Consider the following 21,689-nt stretch of genomic DNA (forward strand, 5'->3'; position numbering starts at 1 on the left):
ATGGCATCGACGACAGGTTCTCTCCATGGATCGTCCTCTCTTCTCGGCCGCGCCCCCGGCGCAAGGCCTCTACGACCCCGCCAACGAGCACGACAACTGCGGCGTCGCCTTCGTGGCCACCCTCACCGGCGTCCCCAGCCACGAGATGGTCCAGCACGGCCTGACCGCGCTGCGCAACCTCGACCACCGTGGTGCCGTGGGCGGCGAGCCCAACACCGGTGACGGCGCCGGCATCCTCATGCAGGTCCCCGACCGGTTCCTGCGCGGTGTCGCCCCCGTCGAGCTCCCCGAGCTCGGCCGCTACGCCGCCGGCATGGCCTTCCTGCCGCGCGATCGCGTCACCGCGGCCAAGGCCGACGTCGAGGCCATCGCCGCGGAGGAGGGCCTCGAGGTCCTCGGCTGGCGCGACGTGCCGGTCGAGCCCTCGATCCTGGGCTCGATGGCCTACGCCGCGATGCCCGCGTTCCAGCTCTTCTTCATCACGACCCCCGACCGCTCGGCCGCGGGCATCGAGCTGGACCGCCTGACCTTCGCGGTCAACAAGCGCGCGCACCACGAGGTGGGCGTCTACTTCCCGTCGCTGTCGTCGCGCACCCTCGTCTACAAGGGCATGCTCACGACCGAGCAGCTCGACGTGTTCTTCCCCGACCTGCTCGACGAGCGGATGGAGTCGGCGCTGGCGATCGTCCACAGCCGCTTCTCCACCAACACGTTCCCGAGCTGGCCGCTGGCCCACCCGTTCCGCTACCTGGCGCACAACGGCGAGATCAACACCGCCCGCGGCAACCGCAACTGGATGCGGGCCCGCGAGGCGCTCCTCGAGAGCGACCTCATCCCCGGCGACCTGACGCGCCTGTTCCCGATCTGCAGCCCCGACGGCCCCGACACGGCCTCGCTCGACGAGGTGCTGGAGCTGCTGCACCTGGGCGGTCGCTCGCTGCCGCACGCGGTGATGATGATGATCCCCGAGGCGTGGGAGAACAACGCCGAGATGGATCCCGCGCGCCGCGCGTTCTACGAGTTCCACTCCACCGTCATGGAGGCCTGGGACGGCCCCGCGGCCGTCTGCTTCACCGACGGCACCCAGATCGGCGCGGTGCTGGACCGCAACGGCCTGCGCCCCGGCCGATACGTCATCACCGAGGACGGCCTCGTCGTGCTGGCCTCCGAGGCGGGCGTGCTGGACATCGACCCCAAGACGATCACCCGCAAGGGCCGTGTCGAGCCGGGCAAGATGTTCCTGCTCGACCTCGCCGAGCACCGCGTCGTCGAGGACCACGAGATCAAGGGCTCGCTCGCGAGCGAGGAGCCCTACGAGGAGTGGCTGTACTCGGGCCTCGTCCGCTTCGAGGACCTGCCCGACCTCGAGCACATCGTGCACACGCACGCCTCCGTCGCCCGCCGCCAGCAGGTGTTCGGCTACACCGAGGAGGAGGTGCGCAAGCTCGTCGCGCCCATCGCGCGCACGGGCGCCGAGACCATCGGCTCGATGGGCACCGACACGCCGATCGCGGCGCTGTCCGAGCGTCCTCGCCTGCTGTTCGACTACTTCAGCCAGCTGTTCGCGCAGGTGACCAACCCGCCGCTCGACGCGATCCGCGAGGAGGTCGTCACCTCGCTCGCAGGCACGATCGGCCCGGAGAAGAACCTGCTCGACCCGAGCCCGGCCTCGTGCCGCATGCTCCAGCTGCCGTTCCCCGTGATCGACAGCGACGAGCTGGCCAAGATCCGCCACATGAACCGCGACGGCGACATGCCCGGCTTCAGCGTGCACGTCGTCCGCGGCCTCTACGACGTCCTGGGCGGGGGAGAGGCGCTCGCGAAGCGTCTCGACGAGATCTGCGCCGAGGTGTCGGAGGCGATCGTCGAGCGTGGCGCGCGCATCATCGTGCTGTCGGACCGTCACTCCAACGTCGACCTGGCCCCGATCCCGTCGCTCCTGCTGACGGGCGCGGTGCACCACCACATGGTGCGCGAGCGGCTGCGCACGCAGGCCGGCCTGCTGATCGAGGCCGGCGACGTCCGCGAGGTCCACCACGTGGCCCTGCTCATCGGCTTCGGCGCCACCGCGGTCAACCCCTACCTCGCGCTGGAGACGGCGGAGGACCTCGCCCGTGAGGGCGTCTACGTCGAGGGCGTCGACCCCACCAAGGCGGCGCGCAACGTGGCCTACGGGCTCGGCAAGGGCGTCCTCAAGGTGATGAGCAAGATCGGCGTCTCGACCGTCTCGTCCTACACCGGCGCGCAGATCTTCGAGTGCGTCGGCCTGGCGAGCGACGTCATCGACCGGTACTTCACCGGCACGTCGAGCAAGCTCGGCGGCGTCGGCCTCGACGTCATCGCCGAGGAGGTGCACGCGCGCCACCTCAAGGCCTACCCCACCAAGGGCATCGCCGGGACGCGCCGCCAGCTCGAGATCGGCGGCGAGTACCAGTGGCGCCGTCAGGGTCCCGAGCACCTCTTCGACCCGGACACCGTCTTCCGCCTGCAGCACTCCACGCGCACGGGCCGGTACGACATCTTCAAGCAGTACACGGAGAAGATCGACGACCAGGCGAGCCGTCTCATGACGCTGGGCGGCCTGATGAAGTTCAAGGCCGAGCGCCAGCCCATCTCGATCGACGAGGTCGAGCCGATCTCCGAGATCGTGAAGCGGTTCTCCACCGGCGCGATGTCCTACGGCTCGATCAGCCAGGAGGCGCACGAGACCCTCGCCATCGCGATGAACCGCCTCGGCGGCAAGTCCAACACCGGTGAGGGCGGCGAGGACCCCGAGCGTCTCTACGACCCCGAGCGCCGCTCGGCGATCAAGCAGGTCGCCTCGGGCCGCTTCGGCGTCACGAGCGAATACCTCACGAACGCCGACGACATCCAGATCAAGATGGCCCAGGGCGCCAAGCCGGGCGAGGGCGGTCAGCTGCCCGGCCCGAAGGTGTACCCGTGGGTGGCCAAGACGCGTCACTCGACGCCGGGCGTGGGTCTCATCAGCCCGCCGCCGCACCACGACATCTACTCGATCGAGGATCTCAAGCAGCTGATCCACGACCTGAAGAACGCCAACCCGTCGGCCCGCGTCCACGTGAAGCTGGTCTCCGAGGTCGGCGTCGGCACGGTCGCGGCCGGTGTCTCGAAGGCCAAGGCCGACGTGGTGCTGATCTCGGGTCACGACGGTGGCACCGGCGCGTCGCCGCTGACGAGCCTCAAGCATGCCGGCGGACCGTGGGAGCTCGGCCTGGCCGAGACCCAGCAGACGCTGCTGCTCAACGGGCTGCGCGACCGCATCGTCGTGCAGGTCGACGGCCAGCTCAAGACCGGGCGCGACGTGGTCATCGCGGCGCTGCTCGGCGGCGAGGAGTTCGGCTTCGCGACCGCGCCGCTGGTCGTCTCGGGCTGCATCATGATGCGCGTCTGCCACCTCGACACCTGCCCCGTGGGCGTCGCCACGCAGAACCGCTCGCTGCGCGAGAAGTACTCCGGCAAGGCCGAGTACGTCGTGAACTTCTTCGAGTTCATCGCGCAGGAGGTCCGCGAGATCCTCGCCGAGCTCGGGTTCCGCAGCATCGACGAGGCCGTCGGCCATGCCGAGGTCCTCGACGTGCGCGAGGCGATCGACCACTGGAAGGCCAGCTCGCTGGACCTGTCGCCGGTGCTGTACGTGCCCGAGCTGCCCGAGGGCGCCTCGCTGCGGCGCACCACCTCGCAGGACCACGGGCTCGAGCGGGCGCTCGACAACGAGCTCATCGCGCTGGCCGGGGACGCGCTGGAGAAGGGCGAGCCCGTCCGCGCCCAGCTCGAGATCCGCAACGTCAACCGCACCGTCGGCACGATGCTCGGCCACGAGGTCACGAAGCGCTATCGCGGCGCCGGCCTGCCCGACGACACGATCGACATCACGTTCCTCGGGTCGGCGGGCCAGTCGTTCGGCGCGTTCGTGCCGCGCGGCATCACGCTGCGCCTCGAGGGCGACGGCAACGACTACGTCGGCAAGGGCCTGTCGGGCGGCCGCATCGTGGTCCGCCCGCCCCGTGAGTCCCAGTTCGCCGCCGAGGCCCAGATCCTCGCCGGCAACGTGATCGGCTTCGGTGCCACCGGCGGCGAGATCTTCCTGCGCGGCAAGGTGGGTGAGCGCTTCTGCGTCCGCAACTCCGGTGCCACGGCGGTCGTCGAGGGCGTGGGCGACCACGCGCTCGAGTACATGACCGGCGGCCGCGTCGTGATCCTCGGCCCCACGGGTCGCAACGTCGCCGCGGGCATGAGCGGCGGGTCGGCCTACGTGCTCGACCTCGACCCCGACGTGGTCAACCCCGAGATGGTCGAGCTGCGCCCGGTGCCGGAGGCCACCGGCGCCGAGGTGGAGGCCATCGTGCGCCGCCACTTCGAGGAGACGGGCTCGGTCGTGGCCGAGCAACTGCTCCGCGACTGGACGGCCAGCCTGGCCCGCATCACCGAGATCATGCCGGTCAACTACCGGCGGGTCCTGGAAGCAAAGGCCTCGGCGGAGTCCGAAGGACTCTCCGAGGACGAGACGACTGCACGCATGATGGAGGTGGCAGCCCGTGGCTGATCCCCGAGGTTTCATGACCACGCCCCGCCAGGTGGCCGAGCGCCGCCCGGTCGAGGAGCGGGTGAACGACTGGAACGAGGTGTACCCCGGCGGTGCGGGCCGAGCCCTGCTGCCGATCATCTCGGAGCAGGCCGGACGCTGCATGGACTGCGGCATCCCGTTCTGCCACCAGGGCTGCCCGCTGGGCAACCTGATCCCCGAGTGGAACGACCTGGTCTGGCGCGACGACTGGGAGGACGCGATCGATCGCCTGCATGCGACGAACAACTTCCCCGAGTTCACGGGGCGCCTGTGCCCGGCGCCGTGCGAGACCGCCTGCGTGGTGGGGATCAACCGCGATCCCGTCACCATCAAGAACGTCGAGGTCTCGATCATCGACAAGGCCTGGGACATGCACAACGTCAAGCCCGAGACGCCCGAGTGGCTGACCGGCAAGACGGTGGCCGTCGTCGGCTCCGGGCCCGCGGGCCTGGCGGTCGCGCAGCAGCTGACGCGCGCCGGCCACACCGTGGCGGTCTACGAACGCGACGACAAGGCCGGCGGCCTGCTGCGCTACGGCATCCCCGAGTTCAAGATGGAGAAGTCGCACGTCGACCGCCGCATCAACCAGATGCAGCGCGAGGGCACGGTCTTCCGCACGGGCGTCGCGGTGGGCGAGGCGATCACGGGACAGCAGCTGCGTGAGCGCTACGACGCCGTCGTGCTCGCGATCGGCTCCACCGTCCGTCGCGACCTGCCCGCTCCCGGCCGCGAGTTCGCCGGCATCCACCAGGCGATGGACTACCTGCCGCAGGCCAACCGCGTCGCGGTGGGCGAGACGGTCGAGGACCAGATCCTGGCCACCGGCAAGGACGTCGTCATCATCGGCGGCGGCGACACCGGCGCCGACTGCCTCGGCACCGCGATCCGCCAGCGCGCGCGCTCGGTCACCAGCCTGGAGATCATGCCGCGTCCCAGCGAGGAGCGCGCCGACGCCCACCCGTGGCCGACGTACCCGATGATCTACCGGGTCGCGTCCGCCCACGAGGAGGGTGGCGAGCGGGTCTACGCCGTCTCCACCAAGGAGTTCGAGGGCGACGAGGACGGCAACGTCAGCGGCCTGCGGATCACCGAGGTCGAGATGGTCGACGGCCGCTTCCAGGAGGTGCCGGGCAGCGAGAAGGTGCTTCCGGCCCAGCTCGTGCTCTTCGCCATGGGCTTCACAGGTCCCGAGACCGGCGGCGTCGTCGAGCAGCTCGGCGTCGACCTGGACGAGCGCGGCAACATCAAGCGCGACCTGGACTACATGTCCAGCGTCGAGGGCGTCTTCGTGGCCGGCGACGCCGGTCGCGGACAGTCGCTGATCGTGTGGGCCATCGCGGAAGGGCGCGGCGCGGCCGCCGGCGTGGACGCCTGGCTCACCGGTTCGACCACGCTTCCGACGCCGATTCCGCCCACGGCGCGACCGCTCATGGTCTGATCCCGACCGAACCGCGGGTCAGGTGACTCGCGGTTCGGTTCGGGACAGGACTAGGGTGGCTGTTGTGCGTAGAGCCAAGATCGTCTGCACCCTGGGACCCGCGACCGACACTGCTGAACGCATCCTCGAGCTGGCGATAGCCGGCATGGACGTGGCTCGGCTCAACATGAGCCACGGGGAGCAGAGCGAACAGCTCCGCCGGCTCGAACGCGTCCGCCAGGCGGCCGACGCCACCGGCAAGGCGATCGCCGTGCTGGCCGACCTCCAGGGCCCCAAGATCCGCCTCGGGCGCTTCTCCGACGGACCTCACGAGCTGAACTTCGGCGACCGCTTCACGATCACCACGCGCGACGTCGAGGGCGTCCGCGACGAGTGCTCGACGACGTACTCGGGTCTGCCCGGCGACGTCCAGGCCGGCGACGAGATCCTCATCGACGACGGCAAGGTGCGCCTGCGCGCCACCGAGGTCACCGAGACCGACGTCGTCACCACGGTCGAGGTGCCCGGCGAGGTCAGCAACAACAAGGGCATCAACCTGCCCGGCGTGAACGTCAGCGTGCCCGCGATGAGCGAGAAGGACATCGACGACCTGCGCTGGGCGCTTCGCGCGGGCGTGGACTTCATCGCGCTGTCCTTCGTGCGCAGCGCCGAGGACGCCGACGACGTGCGCGCGATCATGGACGAGGAGGGCATCCACCGCCCGATCATCGCCAAGATCGAGAAGCCGCAGGCCGTGGCGAACCTCGACGAGATCGTCGACGCGTTCGACGGCTTCATGGTCGCCCGCGGCGACCTGGGCGTCGAGCTGCCGCTTGAGGACGTGCCGATCGTGCAGAAGCTCATCATCGAGAAGGCGCGCCGCAACGCCAAGCCGGTCATCGTCGCCACCCAGATGCTCGAGTCGATGATCTCGGCACCGCGGCCCACCCGCGCCGAGGCCAGCGACGTCGCGAACGCGGTGCTCGACGGTGCCGACGCGGTGATGCTCTCGGGCGAGACCAGCGTGGGGCGCTTCCCGATCCAGACCGTGCGCATCATGGCGCGGATCATCGCGTCCACCGAGGACCACGGCCTGCCGCGCATGGCCGCCTTCACGTGGGAGCCCAAGACCACGACCGGCATCATCTGCCGGGCCGCCTCGCAGGTCGCGGCGTCGGTCGAGGCCGACCTGATGATCGCCTTCACCACCACGGGCGACTCCGCCCGCCGCATGGCGCGCTACCGCTCGTCGATCCCGGTCCTGGCCTTCACGCCGCACACGCTCGTGAGGAGCCAGTTGGCGCTCACGTGGGGCGTCGAGACGTTCCTGACGCCCGAGATCAGCCACACGGACCAGATCGCACTGCAGGTCGACCGCGAGCTGCTCGGCCAGCAGCGCTGCGAGCAGGGCCGGCGCGTCGTCATCGTGGCCGGTGCCCCTCCGGGAATCCCCGGGTCCACCAACGCGCTGCGCGTGCACAAGATGGGCGACGCGATCAACCGGGTCGTCGCGGCCTATGACCCCGACGAGGCCCCGCCCACCATCGGCTGACGGGACGGATCCTTCGGCCTTCGGCATGCCCGGAGGGACGGAGCTTTCTACCTTCGGGTCGTCACAGCGACATCTTGGTACCAAGTTCCGTCGTCACCGGCCGCTAGCACGCCGCAGCTGGTCGATGACGAGATCCCGTTGGTGCCGGATGGCGAACGACGAGAACACGAGCACGCGCCGGCCGTCGATCACCAGCTCGTTGGTGCGGTGCAGATCGTCGCTCCACTGCTCCACCGCCAGGTGTGGGATGCCGTGAATCTCCACGGCGAGGCGGAACTCCTCCCACCACACGTCCAGGTAGTACCTGCGGTGCCGTCCTTCGGTCCTGGTCTGACGGCTGGGCCGCGGGAGTCCCGCGAGGATGCGGATCGCCTCGAAGTCGCGTTCCGGCAGTGACTGGATGCCGCCGGCGGCGTCGAGGATCGACTGGACGATGACCGCCCGATGACGGCACGGGCCCCTTCGGCTCAGCGCGTCGCGCATGCGACGGACGTTGGTCAACCGCTGCTGGAATGCGGCGATGACCAGCATCCGCGCCGCCTGCTTCGTGGCGGCCCAGCTCGCCGCGTCGATGACACTGCGCTCGAGGCTCGTCGTGCGAGGAAGGCGGTGGTCGGGAACGTCCTCCCGGCCCAGCATGGTGCTCCAGTGCACCACCGCATCGGCGGACGGCCGCTTGGCTCCCGCGGGCAGGACCACATGGACCTCGGTCGGCTCGAAGCCCCGGAGTCCGAGGCGGGTGGCGGCGGTCAGCCCTGCGAGCGCCGAGCTCGTGGGACAGGCAGCCAGCACCGCCCGCTCGCGTTGTTCCGCCGTGAGCGGGCCGCTGTGGGTGACGACCACGCCGCGGATCGGACGTTGCCATCGTCCGGTCGCGATTCGGTGGCGGACGGCGGACCGTCCGTGGAGTGCGATGGCCTGTGCTGTCGTGAGGACGTCTTCCATGCCGACGACCGTGGCGTGCAGAGGTCGTCCGGGGGAGTGCTGCGGCCTAGCCTGTGGACGGCCGAGCCGGGCGAGGTCGCCCTGTGGACACGCATCTTGGTACCAAGATGTCGTTGGAGCGACCCGAAGGTCGAAGGATCCGTCACTACAGGGTGCGGAAAGCAGAAAGTTCAGTCTCAGGGTGCCGAGAGCGGGACTCGAACCCGCACGCCCTTTCGGACAATGGTTTTTGAGACCATCGCGTCTACCATTCCGCCATCTCGGCGCACCGTCGTGCCCGATAACCTTACGGGGTGACCGACCCAGAACGCTCGACCGCCCCCGCGCCCCGTGTGGTGATCGCCGAGGACGAAGCCCTCATCCGGATGGACCTCGCCGAGATGCTCGTCGAGCAGGGCTACGAGGTCGTCGGTGAGGCCGCCGACGGGCAGGTCGCCGTCGATCTCGCCCGCGAGCACCGCCCCGACCTGGTGATGATGGACGTCCAGATGCCCGGCGTCGACGGGATCACCGCCGCCTCGCAGATCGCGGCCGAGCGCATCGCGCCGGTCGTCATGCTCACCGCGTTCAGCCAGCGCGAGCTCGTCGACCGGGCGCGCGAGGCCGGCGCGATGGCGTACCTCGTGAAGCCGTTCACCGCGTCCGACCTGGTCCCGGCGATCGAGATGGCCCGCAGCCGCTACGCGGAGCTGCGCGCCCTCGAGGCCGAGGTCGGTGACCTCAACGAGCAGCTCGCCACGCGCAAGGTGGTCGAACGGGCCAAGTCCGTGCTCCAGGAAAGTCTCGGACTGACCGAGCCGGAGGCGTTCCGATGGATCCAGAAGACGGCCATGGACGTGAGGCTCTCGATGCGGCAGGTGGCCGAGGCCGTCATCGAGAACGGGCCGTCGTTGCAGGGTTGAGCATCCTCGCGAGGCAACGGTTACAAGTTGACTACGAAACCTCCCAATCACGCAGCATGCGAGATTTGGAAACTTCTGAGGACTAGGTTGTGGGTCACATCGTGCCGGGCGAACCGTCCCGTGCTCGGATTAACTCACACGGAGGATTGATGAAGCGCTCCACCACGACGCTCCGTCTGGCCGCACTGGCCAGTGCCAGCGCACTCGTCCTCGCTGCCTGTGGCGGCGGCGACGACAGCTCTGACGACAAAGACACGTCCGTAGCGAAGGGTGACGGCGAGTTCGTCGTCGGTTCGCTGCTCCCGCAGACCGGCAGCCTGGCCTTCCTCGGCCCGCCGGAGTTCGCGGGTGTGGACCTCGCCGTCCAGGAGATCAACGAGGCCGGTGGCGTCCTGGGCAAGGACGCGCGCCACGTCAAGGGCGACTCGGGCGACACCGACTCGGGCATCGCGCCGACCGAGACCGACAAGCTGATCAAGGCCAAGTCCGACGTCATCGTCGGTGCCGCCTCGTCGGGCGTCTCCATGACGGTCATCGACAAGATCCTCGCCGCCGGCGTGGTGCAGTACTCGCCCGCCAACACGTCGACCGACTTCGACAACGGCAAGTACGGCGAGCCCGACCTCTACTTCCGCACGGCTCCGTCCGACGTCCTGCAGGGTGCCGTCATGGCCAACCTGCTGGTCGAGGACGGCCGCCAGAACGTCGCGATCCTCGCGCGTCAGGACTCCTACGGTGAGACCCTGGCCGAGCAGGTCAAGAAGGGCCTCGAGGCCGCCGGCTCCAAGGTCGCCGTCACGTCGTTCTACGGCGAGAAGGCTCCTTCGTACGACTCGCAGGTCGACGATGTCGCCGCGGCCAAGCCCGACGCCGTCGTGCTGATCGCGTTCGACGAGACGAAGAAGATCGTCCCGCAGCTGGTCAGCAAGGGTGTCGGCCCGCAGGACGTCGCCACGTACTTCGTCGACGGCAACGTCGCGGACTACTCGGACCAGTCCTTCGCTCCGGAGCTCCAGGGCGTCAAGGGCACGGTCCCCGGCGCCGAGGCGGCGGACGACTTCAAGAAGCGTCTGCTGGGCGTCGACCCGAAGCTGAAGGACTACTCCTACTCGGCGGAGTCCTACGACGCCGTGATCACGTCGGCCCTCGCGGCCGTCGCGGCCGGCACCGAGTCGGGCGAGGCCATCGCCTCCGAGCTCGTCGAGATCACCAAGGGTGGCGAGAAGTGCACGACCTACAAGGACTGCGTCGCGCTGCTCGAGGATGACAAGGACATCGACTACGACGGTGTCTCCGGTCCCATCGAGTTCGGTGAGACGGGCAGCCCGACGTCCGCCTCGATCGGCATCTACGAGTACGACGCCAAGGGCGGCTACAAGGCCGTCAACTACATCGCGGGCGACATCTGAGTCGACTGACTCACTCTCCGCACACAGGAGGGCCCGGGGCGAACGCCCCGGGCCCTTCGCCTTTCCCCGGACCAGGGGAGTGGAGCACACACGAGAGCGCCGCCTCCCCGAGGGGAAGCGGCGCTCTCGTCGTGCGTGAGGCGTGCGGTGTCAGCCCGCCTGGCGCCCCAGGGTGCCGAGGTAGAGCTCGATCACCTTCGGGTCGTTCGCCAGCTCGCGGCCGGTGCCGCTGTAGGCCGTGGTGCCCTGGTCCAGGACGTAGCCGCGGTCGCAGATCTGCAGGCAGCGACGAGCGTTCTGCTCGACCATGATGATCGAGACGCCGGCCTGGTTGATCTTGCGGGTCTGCACAAAGACCTCGTCCTGCATGACGGGGGACAGGCCCGCGGAGGGCTCGTCCAGCAGCAGCACGGAGGGCTCCATCATGAGCGCGCGGCCCATGGCGACCATCTGGCGCTCACCACCGGACAGCGAGCCGGCCCGCTGCTTGGCCCGCTGGCCGAGCGTGGGGAACAGGTCGGTGACGAAGGCGAACCGGTCCTTGAACTTCGAGGGGGCCTGGTAACAGCCCATCTCGAGGTTCTCCTCGATCGTGAGGCTCGGGAACACGTTGTTCGTCTGCGGGACGAACCCGATGCCCTGGCTGACCAGGACGTCGGCGCGCTTGTTCGTGATCTCCTCGCCGCCGAGCAGGACGGTGCCGGAGTGGATCTTCACGAGCCCGAACAGGGCCTTGAGCAAGGTGGACTTGCCGGCGCCGTTCGGGCCGATGATGCCGACCAGCTCGCCGGGCTGGCAGTACAGGTCGGCACCGTTGAGGATGTTCACGCCCGGCAGGTAGCCGGCGATGAGGTTGTCCGCGCGCACGACGGCGCCGTCGGCGCCCTCGATGTGCTTGCGGCGCTCGGCCTCCGGCGTCTGGGGAGTGGGGATCGCGTCGCTCATTTGTCGGACTCCTCGGCTTCGATCTCGGCCTCGACCTGCTGTGCGAGCTGATCCTCGTCCAGCTCGGTGAGGTCCTCGTCGTGGTGGGCGCCCAGGTACGCGTCGATGACGCGCTGGTCGGCCATCACGGCTTCCGGCGTGCCCTCGGCGACGATCTGCCCCTGGGCCATGACGATGACCCAGTCGGAGATGTCGCGGACCATGTCCATGTCGTGCTCGACGAACAGGACCGTGCGGCCCTCGTCGCGCAGCGACTTCACGTGCCCCAGCAGGGACTGCTTGAGCGCCGGGTTCACGCCGGCCATCGGCTCGTCGAGCATGATCAGCTCGGGGTCGACCATCAGCGCGCGCGCCATCTCGAGCAGCTTGCGCTGGCCGCCGGACAGGGAGCCGGCGAAGTCCTCACGCTTGGCATCGAGCTTGAAGCGGGCGAGGAGGTCGTCCGCTCGAGCGGTGATCTCGTCCTCCTGGCCGCGCCACAGCGTCTTGAGGATCGACGGGAAGAACTTCTCGCCGCGCTGGCCGGTGGCGCCGAGGCGCATGTTCTCGATGACCGTGAGCTTCGAGAGCACCTTGGTCAGCTGGAACGTGCGCACCATGCCCAGGCGCGCCACCTTGTAGGCGGGAACCTTGGCCAGCGAGTTGTCGTTGAACGCCCACGAGCCGCTGTCGGGGATGTCGAACCCGGTGAGCAGGTTGAACAGCGTGGTCTTGCCGGCGCCGTTCGGTCCGATCAGCGCGGTGATGACACCACGCTGGATCTCGACGTGCTGGACGTCGACGGCCTTGAGTCCGCCGAACGTGCGGGTGATGTCGTCGCCCACCACGATCGGGTCGGGCTTGCGCACGCCCGGATCGTTGGGCAGGGCGGCGAGTGCCTCGCGGGCACCTGTGATGTCAACGGTCATCGAGCGCGATCTCCCTTCGGTCGCCGAAGATCCCCTGGGGTCGGAAGATCATCAGCAGCATGAGGCCGAGGCCCATGAGGATGTAGCGGATCAGGCTGGCCTGCGTGTCGGTCATGACCGAGGCCGGGATCAGCGGGTCGACGCCACTGGTGGCCTGGCTGAAGAACTCGCCGAGGCCACTGATGAGGAACCAGAAGATCATCGAGCCGACGACGGGGCCGAGCACACGGGCCGCGCCACCGATCAGCAGTGCCGTGTAGGCGAAGAACGTCAGGTTGGTGCTGTAGTCCGACGGGACGACCGAGGCCTGCTTGAGCGCGTAGAAGATGCCGCCCAGGCCGCCGATCATGCCGCCGAGCATGAGCGCCTGCATCTTGTAGAGGAAGACGTTCTTGCCCAGCGAGCGCACGGCGTCCTCGTCCTCGCGGATCGAGCGGAGCACGCGGCCCCACGGGCTGCGCATGAGCGCCCAGGTGAGGAGGCAGCACAGCGCGACGACGGCCCAGCCGACCGTCATGGCCCACAGGTCGTTGGGACCCCAGGACGCGAAGCCCACGTCGATGCCGCCCGAGTAGGGGTTGAGGCTGTTCCACGTGTCGGTGAAGCCGTTGAGGCCGTTCGAGCCGCCGAAGACGGCCTTGGTCTCGACGGCACCGAACACGAGGCGCAGGATCTCCGCCGCCGCGATGGTGACGATCGCCAGGTAGTCGGCCCGGAGTCTCAGCGTGGGTACACCGAGCACCAGGGCCAGCAGGAGCGACGCGAACAGGCCGGCCGCGATGCCGACGAACAGCGGCAGGTCGAGCCGGACCATCGTGACCGCGAGGCCGTAGGCGCCGACCGCCATGAAGCCGGCCTGGCCGAAGTTCAGCAGGCCGGTGTAGCCGAAGTGGATGTTGAGGCCGATCGCGGCGAGCGCGAACACGATCGCCTGCGGGCCGAAGGCGTTGGAGAACGCCGCATCGATGATGTTGCCGAGGTCCATGTCAGCCGATCCTCTCCGCGCGGCCCAGGATGCCCTGAGGCCTGATGAGCAGGATGAGGATGAGCACGATCAGCGCGCCCACCTCCTTGATGGAGCTCGGGACGCCCAGCAGCGGTCCGACCTCGGTGATGATGCCGATGATCAGCGAGCCGAGGACCGCGCCCCAGACGGTGCCGAGGCCACCGAGGACGGTGGCGGCGAACACCATGAGCAGCAGCTGGTAGCCCATCATGAAGTTGACCTGGCTGTTGAGGCCCAGCAGGACGCCCGAGAGCGCCGAGAGCGCCGCGCCCATGATCCAGACCGACGAGATCACGCCGTCGACGCGCATGCCGGACGAGGCCGAGAGGGCCGGGTTGTCCGAGACGGCGCGCATGGCCTTGCCCAGGCGGGTGCGGGTCATGATCGTGGCGACGATGCCGATGGCCACGATCGCGATGCCCATGATCGCGATCTCCTTGTTCGACAGGTCGAACAGGCCGTAGTCACGCGCCCGCTGCGACGTGTAGTCGGTGTAGGAGCGCGTCGCCGCGCCGAAGAAGAACTGGTACAGGTTGCGCAGCAGCAGTCCGAGGCCGATCGAGACGATCATCATCGCGATGATGCCGGTGCCCCGGCTGCGCAGTGGTCGCCACAGCACCCGGTCCTGGCCCCAGCCGAAGATGCCGCCGATCACGATGGTCAGCAGGCCCGCGACGATCACCGGCAACCCGAGCGTGGAGTTGAGGAAGTAGGCCGTGATCGCGCCGAAGGTGATCAGCTCGCCGTGCGAGAAGTTCGTCAGGCCGGTCGTGCCGAAGATCAGCGACAGCCCCATCGCGGCGAGCGCGATGATCAGGCCGTACTTGATGCCCGAGATCAGGCTGTCGACGAGGCGCTCGGTGAACGGCGTGGCCTCGACGACCTTGCCGTTCAGCGGGAACGCGACGTTCTGGCCCGAGGCGAGGTTCACGGTGACGTCGAGCGACTTCTTGCCGGTCAGCTTCACGCCGGCGGGAAGCGTGGACTCGTCGATGGAGACCTCGTACTTTCCCTTGCCGGGGATCGCCACAGCGGCGACGCCCATCTCGTTGGTGACGGCGCTGCCGATCTCGGTGCCGGAGTCGTCGGAGACGGTGACGGTGACGTCGGGCACGGGCGGCGGGTTGTCGCCGGCCTTGCCCTCCTTCTGGTCGAGCAGCCGCACGCGGATGGCCGGACCTGTCACGGGGGCATCGGAGGCCGGCGCCGAGGCGCTGGGTCCGGGGGTGGGGGACGTGGTCTCAGCCATCGCCGGGTTCGCGAGAAACACGAGCCCGGCGAAGATCACCGAGAGCAGCGCCGCTGTTCGCAGTCGCACACATTCTCCTGTCGATGGCTGCGCGCCGGGGTCAGGCGCGCCAGAAGTCGATCCTGAAGAGCATAGCCATCCCAGCGATTCCGCGCGTCGCTCTCGCGGGTCCCTTAGGTAACAGTTCGGTTTCGATTGGCGAGCGGTCACCAGCCATTCCCAGGCGACGACTCGGGGCGTAGGCTGTCGCCCGTCCCCGTCCGTCCCCCGCCCGGAGGTTCCACGTCGATGGCATTGCGCCAGCCGGTCGAGATCCGAGATGTCGAGGTCGACGACGCAGCGTCCCTCATCGATCTGTGGTCCGCGTGTGCCGAGGCCGTCAGCGACGAGGGGTCCGAGGCGTTCACGCAGCAGGGCCTGTGGAGGTGTCCCTCCGAGGCCGAGGCCCGCGAGGCGATCGAGTTCAACGCCCGCGAGCACCGCCGGCGCTTCCTGGTCGCGCTCGTCGGCGGCGAGGTGGTGGCGGCCGCGGCCGCCGACCTCGCCACGCTCAACCCCATCACGATGTCGCGGGTGATGATCGTGTCCGACCTGCAGGTCCGGCCCAGTCACCGGCGCCGCTCGATCGCCTCCGCCCTGCTGGCGGTCGTCGCCGCCCACGCCGAGGAGGAGGAGTGCGAGCTCGTGCTGGCGTCCTCCGCCGCCCACGCGCGCGAGCCCAACCGCTACCTCACGAAGCTGGGCTTCAACCAGATCGCGGTCCTGCGCGCGATCCCCGTCGGCAAGCTCAACGCGCGGCTCGCGGCCAAGGCCTCCGGCTCGCGCGAGACCGGCCGGCTGCTGGCGGTCCGGCGCTCGCTGCGCCGCCGCGCGGCCGTCCGCGGCTGACCTGTCGGAGGGGCCGACTAGGGTCGTCTCGTGGACCGACTCCTGCTGATCGACGGACATTCGGTGGCCTACCGCGCCTTCTTCGCCCTGCCCGTCGAGAACTTCTCGACGACGACCGGCCAGAGCACCAACGCGGTCTTCGGCTTCACCTCGATGCTGATCAACGTCCTGCGTGACGAGCAGCCGACGCACGTGTGCGTCGCGTTCGACCTCTCGCGCCAGTCGTTCCGCACCGAGGAGTACGCCGAGTACAAGGCCAACCGCTCGAAGTCGCCCGAGGAGTTCCGCGGCCAGGTCGAGCTGGTGAAGGAGGTCCTCGACGCGATGGACATCCGTCACGTCGACAAGGCCGGCTACGAGGCCGACGACATCATCGCCACCCTCGCCACGCGTGCCGAGGCGGCGGGCATGGAGGTGCTCGTCTGCTCGGGCGACCGCGACGCCCTCCAGCTCGTCACCGAGCAGGTCACGCTGCTCTACCCGCGCAAGGGCGTCTCGGACCTGGCGCGGATGACGCCCACGTCCGTGCAGGAGAAGTACGGGGTGCTGCCCGAGTTCTACCCCGACATCGCCGCCCTCGTCGGCGAGACCAGCGACAACCTGCCGGGGGTTCCCGGCGTGGGCCCGAAGACCGCCGCCAAGTGGATCAACTCCTACGGCACGCTCGAGGCCCTGATCGGCCGCGTCGACGAGGTGCCGGGCAAGGCCGGGCAGTCGCTGCGCGACCACCTCGACTCGGTGATCCGCAACCGCCGCCTCAACGCCCTCGTCCGCGACCTCGACCTCCCGCTCGGACCGACCGATCTCCACCTGGACACCGCGTTCGACCGCGAGAAGGTCCACACGGTCTTCGACTCGCTCGAGTTCACCGCGTTGCGCGAGCGGCTCTTCACCACGTTCCCCGGCACCACCGACGAGGTCGAGCCCGAGGCGGGCTTCGCCATCTCCGGCCGTGCCCTGGCGCCCGGCGAGGTCGCCGCGTGGCTCGAGCAGCACGCCACGGTCGACGTCGGCCTGCACGTCCAGGGATCGTGGGGCCGTGGCGGTGGCGACGTGATTGCCCTGGCCGTGGCCTCTCCCGAGGAGGCCGCCTGGATCGACGTCGAGCAGCTCTCGCCCGCGGACGACACCGCTCTCGCGGCCTGGTTGGCCGACCCCGAGCGCGGCAAGGTGCTGCACGATGCGAAGGGCCCGATGCTGGCCCTGGCCGAGCGGGGATGGAACCTGCGCGGACTGCGCGCCGACACGGCACTCTCGGCGTATCTCGTACGACCCGACCAGCGCTCCTACGACCTGGGCGACCTCTCGGTGCGCTACCTCAAGCGCGAGCTGCGCGACGACACCGCCGACACCGGCCAGCTGTCGCTGGACACCGACGACGACGCCGAGATCGCGATGCTGCGCGCGCGAGCCGCGCTCGACCTGTCCGCCGCCCTCGCCCAGGAGGTGGAGCAGGCAGGAGGCACACGGCTGCTGGCCGAGGTCGAGCTGCCGCTCGTGTCCACGCTCGCCCGGATGGAGCAGGCCGGGATCGCCGTCGACGACGACGCGCTCCTCGAGCTGGAGTCCGAGTTCGCCTCGCGGGCCCAGCAGGCGGCCGACGCCGCCTACGAGTCCATCGGCGGCAAGGAGATCAACCTCGGCTCGCCCAAGCAGCTGCAGGTCGTGCTCTTCGAGGACCTCGGCATGCCGAAGACCAAGCGCACCAAGACGGGCTACACGACCGACGCCGACTCGCTGCAGCAGCTCTACACCAAGACCGGGCACCCGTTCCTCGAGCACCTGCTCGCGCACCGCGACGTCACGAAGCTGCGCCAGACGGTGGAGACCCTGCGCCGCTCGATCTCCGACGACGGGCGGATCCACACCACCTACGCCCAGACCATCGCGGCCACCGGGCGGCTCAGCTCCAACGACCCGAACCTGCAGAACATCCCGATCCGCACCGCGTCGGGTCGCCGGATCCGCGAGGCGTTCGTGGTGGGGAAGGGGTACGAGACCCTCCTCACCGCCGACTACAGCCAGATCGAGATGCGGATCATGGCCGACCTCTCGGAGGACGCCGATCTGATCGAGGCGTTCAACTCCGGTGAGGACTTCCACACCGTGATGGCCGCGAAGGTCTTCGAGCGCGACCCCGACGACATCGGCACCGAGCTGCGCGCACGGATCAAGGCGATGAACTACGGCCTGGCCTACGGTCTCTCGGCCTACGGCCTGAGCCAGCAGCTCTCGATCTCCACCGGCGACGCCCAGGGCCTCATGGACGACTACTTCCAGCGGTTCGGCGGCGTGCGCGACTACCTGCGCAGCCTGGTGGACGAGGCTCGTCAGACCGGCTTCACCGAGACGATCATGGGACGCCGGCGCTACCTGCCCGACCTGCAGAGCGACAACCGCCAGCGGCGCGAGATGGCCGAGCGGATGGCGCTCAACGCCCCGATCCAGGGCTCGGCGGCCGACATCATCAAGGTCGCGATGCTCAAGGTGGAGCGCGCGATCGACGAAGCGGGCCTCGAGTCGCGGATGCTGCTCCAGGTGCACGACGAGCTCGTGCTCGAGACCACGTCGGCCGAGCTCGACGAGCTCACCGCACTCGTCCGCCGCGAGATGGCCGCGGCGGCCGACCTGTCAGTGCCGCTCGACGTCTCCGTCGGCGTCGGCCGCACCTGGCACGAAGCCGGTCACTGAGTCGTCGGGGAGAGCTGGGTCGTCGGCGACCGCCGGCTCGGCGGCGTCATGGCCCCGTTCAGGTCGCAGCAGGGGCCAGGCCAGCAGCAGGGCCGCGACCACGGCACCGACGCACGCCATCGTGACGACGAGTCCGACGATGCCGATCGACCAGAACCACGCCACGGAGAACACCGTCGCCGACGCCACCCACAGCAGCACGGCCACGCCGGTCGAGCGGCGCGCCAGGGCATCGAACACGAGCAGGTAGACGATTGCCAGGAAGGTCCCGGAGAGGGCGAACAGCCACAGGTCGTCGGCGACCTCGCCGTACTGGTCGCCTCCCACCAGGATCAGCGCCAGCTGGGGCAGCACGGCGCTCCCTGCGACCACGAGCAGGCCGAGCACGGCCACGAGGGACGCGGCCCGCAGCCGGGTGCGGTGCGACGAGTCGCGCGCGAGGCTCGGGAAGAACACCACGCTCACGAACTGCGGCAGGAACAGCGTGGACTTCGTCAGGATGAGCCCGGAGGCGTACAGACCGCTGTCGTGCGCCTCGAAGCCGCCGCGGGCGATCAGCGCGTCGACGTTGCTGAAGGCGAAGTAGGCCAGCAGGGTGGACGCCGAGGCCACGGTCTCGAAGACCAGCGGGCGACGGCTGTGGACGTCTCCCGTGCCGCTGGTCTTGAGCAGACCGGCGCCCAGCAGGACGGGCAGCCACGCGCCGATCGCCAGGCCCATCATGGCGCTCGTGGCCGATGGCTCGATCAACACGCCGGCGACGCCACCGAACAGCCGGCCCAGGCCGTTGCCGACGTAGAGGGCCGCCAGCTTGCCCCACCGTCCCGTGCCCTGCGCGACGCCGAGCTGGGCGCCGGCGAGCGTGAGCGGCACGAGCATCGCGCCGCACCAGATGACGGCCCACACCGAGTCGAAGGAGAAGGCGGGAGTGAGCACCGGACTGGACAGCGCCACCGCGAGCCCGACCGCGAGCGAGACCGCCAGGGCCACGCGGGACGCGGTGAGGACGATCTGCGCGGTGTGGTCCGGATGCACCGAGATGCGGCGGGCGATCGATGCCTGGAGTGCCAGCGCGACGACGTTGGCGATGAGGATGAGGCTGAGCAGGGCCGTGAGAGCGCCGAACTCGGCGGGCACCAGCAGCCGCGCGGCGGCCAGGTTGAAGCCGTAGGTGGCGACGTTCATCACCATCATGGCGACGGCGACGATCGAGCCGCTCGAGACGGTGGCGCGGGTGGATCGGTTCATGAGGCCTCCCCGTTGGCGGCATCGGCGAAGCGCAGCACCTGCGGCATCATCCAGGCCCACACGTGCGGCGCCGACTCGTTGGTGAAGTGCAGGCCGTCCTCGTAGAGCGGGTCGTTCCCCAGCAGCGGCTGGTACCCGTTCGGGCACAGGGCGGCGTAGGAGTCGATCACCGGGACGTCGTTCTCGGCGGCCCACGCGGTGGCGATGGCGTTGACGCGCTCGACCCGCTCGATGTCGTTCAGCTGTTGCATCTCGACCTTGTCGAACGCCGGGATGTCGTGGCAGGCGAGGGTCGACAGTGCGAGGGTGCCCGCGTCGCCGCCCTTGCGGTCGACCTCGTCGAGGGCCTCACGGATGAGGCGCTCGTGCTCGGGGGAGCCGAACTTCGCGACCTCGTCTCCCTTCACGAGGTCGGACAGGAAGGTCTGCGGCACGAAGAACAGGAGCACGTCGGGCTGCTGGGCGGAGACGAGGCCGGGCCATTCGTCGCGCCACTCCAGGCAGTTGCGGGTGGGCTCGGTGGTCTCGCCGCCGACCCGCTTCTGGAGCGTGAACGGATCGCACCCGAGGTGGGTGGACTGGCTCAGCGACAGCTGACGGAACTCGTGCGTGGCCACGTTGCGGTAGATGCTGTACGGGATGGAGTTGCCGAGCAGCATCGCCGAGCGACGCTCGGCGGCGGTGTACGGATCGGGCGTGAGCTCCAGGGGCTTCTGACCCGGCTTCAGCGCGTAGCCCGACAGCTCGCCCCGCGGCGGTTCGGAGTGGGCGACGACGAAGGCGCTCGCGACGACGAGCGGCGCGGCCACGACGGCGACCGCACGGGAGAAGCCGCGGGCCGAGCCGAAGAACGGCCGGCGCCCGCGGACGGGGCCCTCGATGAACCGGTAGGTGAGCCACGCCAGCAGCACCGAGAGACCGACGCGGACGGCGTCGAGTGCGAGTCCGTCGAGGCCGGTGACGCCCTCGTGGACGAACACGATGATCGGCCAGTGCCACAGGTAGAGGGGATAGGAGATGAGGCCGATCCAGCGGGGGACCGGACTGCCGAGGACCTTGGTGAAGGTGCCGCTCGTGCCGCTGGCTGCCGCGAGGATCGCCACGAGCGCGGCCAGGCAGACGACCACGAGCCCGCCGCGGAAGACGATGCCGGACTCGGAGTCGAGCCCCACCATGGCCGCGACGACCACCGCGAGGCCGGCCCACGCGGTGAGGTCGGTCAGGACGGGGGAGCGGCGCTCTCGGAACGCGGCGTGACCCAGGAACAGCGCCGCGCACACGCCGATCAGCAGCTCGAACGCTCGCGTCAGGGTGCTGTAGTAGAGCGTCGTGATCTCGGTGCCGTTGGCGTAGCCGCTCGCCATGGCGGCGGCCGACGCGAGCGCCAGGACGGCGAAGACCAGGGCCTGGCCGCGTCGCTTCCGCACCACGACGCCGACGGCGATCAGCAGCAGCGGGAAGACGATGTAGAACTGCTCCTCGATCGACAGCGACCACGTGTGCCGGACCGGCGAGGGGATCGAGAGCTGGTCGAAGTACTGCTCGTCGCCCAGCATGAAGCGCCAGTTCGAGACGTAGAACAACGACGAGACGATGTCCCACGCGACGGCGGTGCGACGGCCGGGGACCGTCCAGAGCCAGGCCGCCACGGACACGGCGAGCAGCACCGTGATCAGCGAGGGCAGCAGGCGCCGCATGCGGGCGCCCCAGAAGCGCACGACGCTGATCCGGCCCCACCGCTCGCGTTCGAAGACGAGCAGGTTGGTGATCAGGAAGCCCGAGAGGACGAAGAACAGGTCGACGCCGAGCCAGCCGCCGGGTAGGGCGCGCTCGTCGAGGTGGAAGACGAGCACACCGGCGATGGCGACGGCACGCAGGCCGTCGAGCGCGGGCCGATAGGGCAGCCGCGCGCGCGTCGAGGGGACAGGAGCGGACATGAGAGAA

Annotated in this window: 14 protein-coding genes and 1 tRNA gene; 7 read left to right on the plus strand and 8 right to left on the minus strand. The window is 69.4% G+C overall.

Going from position 1 to position 21,689, the window contains the following annotated elements; all coding sequences use genetic code 11:
* The first annotated feature begins 25 nt into the window (after positions 1-25).
* The 3 genes from gltB to pyk all read left to right on the plus strand — a co-directional run bounded on the left by gltB (position 26) and on the right by pyk (position 7,554).
* Complete coding sequence (gene gltB, locus H1W00_RS09595) at positions 26-4,564, plus strand: glutamate synthase large subunit (RefSeq protein ID WP_181755499.1); 4,539 nt, start codon at positions 26-28, stop codon at positions 4,562-4,564.
* Positions 4,557-6,023 (plus strand): glutamate synthase small subunit, encoded by a 1,467-nt coding sequence (locus tag H1W00_RS09600; RefSeq protein ID WP_181755500.1) that lies wholly within the window; start codon positions 4,557-4,559, stop codon positions 6,021-6,023. Before gltB ends, H1W00_RS09600 begins: the two co-directional genes overlap by 8 nt.
* 64 nt (positions 6,024-6,087) lie before the next feature.
* Positions 6,088-7,554, plus strand: a complete 1,467-nt coding sequence (pyk, locus tag H1W00_RS09605) for a pyruvate kinase (protein WP_181755501.1) — start codon at positions 6,088-6,090, stop codon at positions 7,552-7,554.
* A 93-nt stretch (positions 7,555-7,647) separates the two neighbouring features.
* Here pyk and H1W00_RS09610 read toward each other — a convergent pair whose 3' ends face one another.
* Positions 7,648-8,397, minus strand: a complete 750-nt coding sequence (locus H1W00_RS09610; RefSeq protein ID WP_181755502.1) for a hypothetical protein — start codon at positions 8,395-8,397, stop codon at positions 7,648-7,650.
* Between the two features lie 284 nt (positions 8,398-8,681).
* Positions 8,682-8,764 (minus strand) — tRNA-Leu (locus H1W00_RS09615).
* A gap of 28 nt (positions 8,765-8,792) precedes the next feature.
* Here H1W00_RS09615 and H1W00_RS09620 point away from each other — a divergent pair.
* Both H1W00_RS09620 and H1W00_RS09625 read left to right on the plus strand, forming a co-directional pair.
* Positions 8,793-9,401, plus strand: coding sequence for an ANTAR domain-containing response regulator (locus tag H1W00_RS09620; protein WP_286927954.1), 609 nt, complete (start codon positions 8,793-8,795; stop codon positions 9,399-9,401).
* A gap of 149 nt (positions 9,402-9,550) precedes the next feature.
* The gene (locus H1W00_RS09625; RefSeq protein ID WP_181755503.1) at positions 9,551-10,810 is read left to right on the plus strand and encodes an ABC transporter substrate-binding protein; all 1,260 of its coding nucleotides are present in this window, start codon (positions 9,551-9,553) and stop codon (positions 10,808-10,810) included.
* Between the two features lie 150 nt (positions 10,811-10,960).
* Here the strand turns inward: H1W00_RS09625 and H1W00_RS09630 are convergent, their stop codons facing one another.
* From H1W00_RS09630 to H1W00_RS09645, 4 genes are read right to left on the minus strand one after another with little or no spacing between them, the layout of a single operon-like run.
* Positions 10,961-11,755, minus strand: a complete 795-nt coding sequence (locus H1W00_RS09630) for an ABC transporter ATP-binding protein (RefSeq protein ID WP_078698385.1) — start codon at positions 11,753-11,755, stop codon at positions 10,961-10,963.
* Positions 11,752-12,663: an ABC transporter ATP-binding protein gene (locus H1W00_RS09635; RefSeq protein WP_181755504.1), complete on the minus strand. Its 912-nt coding sequence runs from the start codon at positions 12,661-12,663 to the stop codon at positions 11,752-11,754. Before H1W00_RS09635 ends, H1W00_RS09630 begins: the two co-directional genes overlap by 4 nt.
* Positions 12,653-13,648 carry a branched-chain amino acid ABC transporter permease gene (locus H1W00_RS09640; protein ID WP_181755505.1) on the minus strand — a complete coding sequence of 332 codons (996 nt, stop codon included), beginning with the start codon at positions 13,646-13,648 and terminating at the stop codon, positions 12,653-12,655. Before H1W00_RS09640 ends, H1W00_RS09635 begins: the two co-directional genes overlap by 11 nt.
* Position 13,649: 1 nt before the next feature.
* Complete coding sequence (locus H1W00_RS09645) at positions 13,650-14,987, minus strand: branched-chain amino acid ABC transporter permease (protein ID WP_181755506.1); 1,338 nt, start codon at positions 14,985-14,987, stop codon at positions 13,650-13,652.
* A gap of 219 nt (positions 14,988-15,206) precedes the next feature.
* On the opposite strand from H1W00_RS09645, the gene H1W00_RS09650 reads away from it, so the two are divergent.
* Positions 15,207-15,806, plus strand: a complete 600-nt coding sequence (locus H1W00_RS09650) for a GNAT family N-acetyltransferase (RefSeq protein WP_181755507.1) — start codon at positions 15,207-15,209, stop codon at positions 15,804-15,806.
* 30 nt (positions 15,807-15,836) lie between these two features.
* Positions 15,837-18,497 (plus strand): DNA polymerase I, encoded by a 2,661-nt coding sequence (gene polA, locus H1W00_RS09655; protein ID WP_181755508.1) that lies wholly within the window; start codon positions 15,837-15,839, stop codon positions 18,495-18,497.
* On the opposite strand, the gene H1W00_RS09660 is transcribed toward polA, so the two are convergent.
* Positions 18,438-19,745 carry a lipopolysaccharide biosynthesis protein gene (locus H1W00_RS09660; RefSeq protein ID WP_181755509.1) on the minus strand — a complete coding sequence of 436 codons (1,308 nt, stop codon included), beginning with the start codon at positions 19,743-19,745 and terminating at the stop codon, positions 18,438-18,440. The genes polA and H1W00_RS09660 overlap by 60 nt on opposite strands.
* The gene (locus H1W00_RS09665) at positions 19,742-21,682 is read right to left on the minus strand and encodes an SGNH/GDSL hydrolase family protein (protein WP_181755510.1); all 1,941 of its coding nucleotides are present in this window, start codon (positions 21,680-21,682) and stop codon (positions 19,742-19,744) included. The genes H1W00_RS09660 and H1W00_RS09665 overlap by 4 nt, the downstream gene beginning before the upstream one ends.
* Positions 21,683-21,689: the final 7 nt, after the last annotated feature.

This window comes from Aeromicrobium phoceense, from assembly GCF_013868155.1.
GTDB lineage: Bacteria > Actinomycetota > Actinomycetes > Propionibacteriales > Nocardioidaceae > Aeromicrobium > Aeromicrobium phoceense.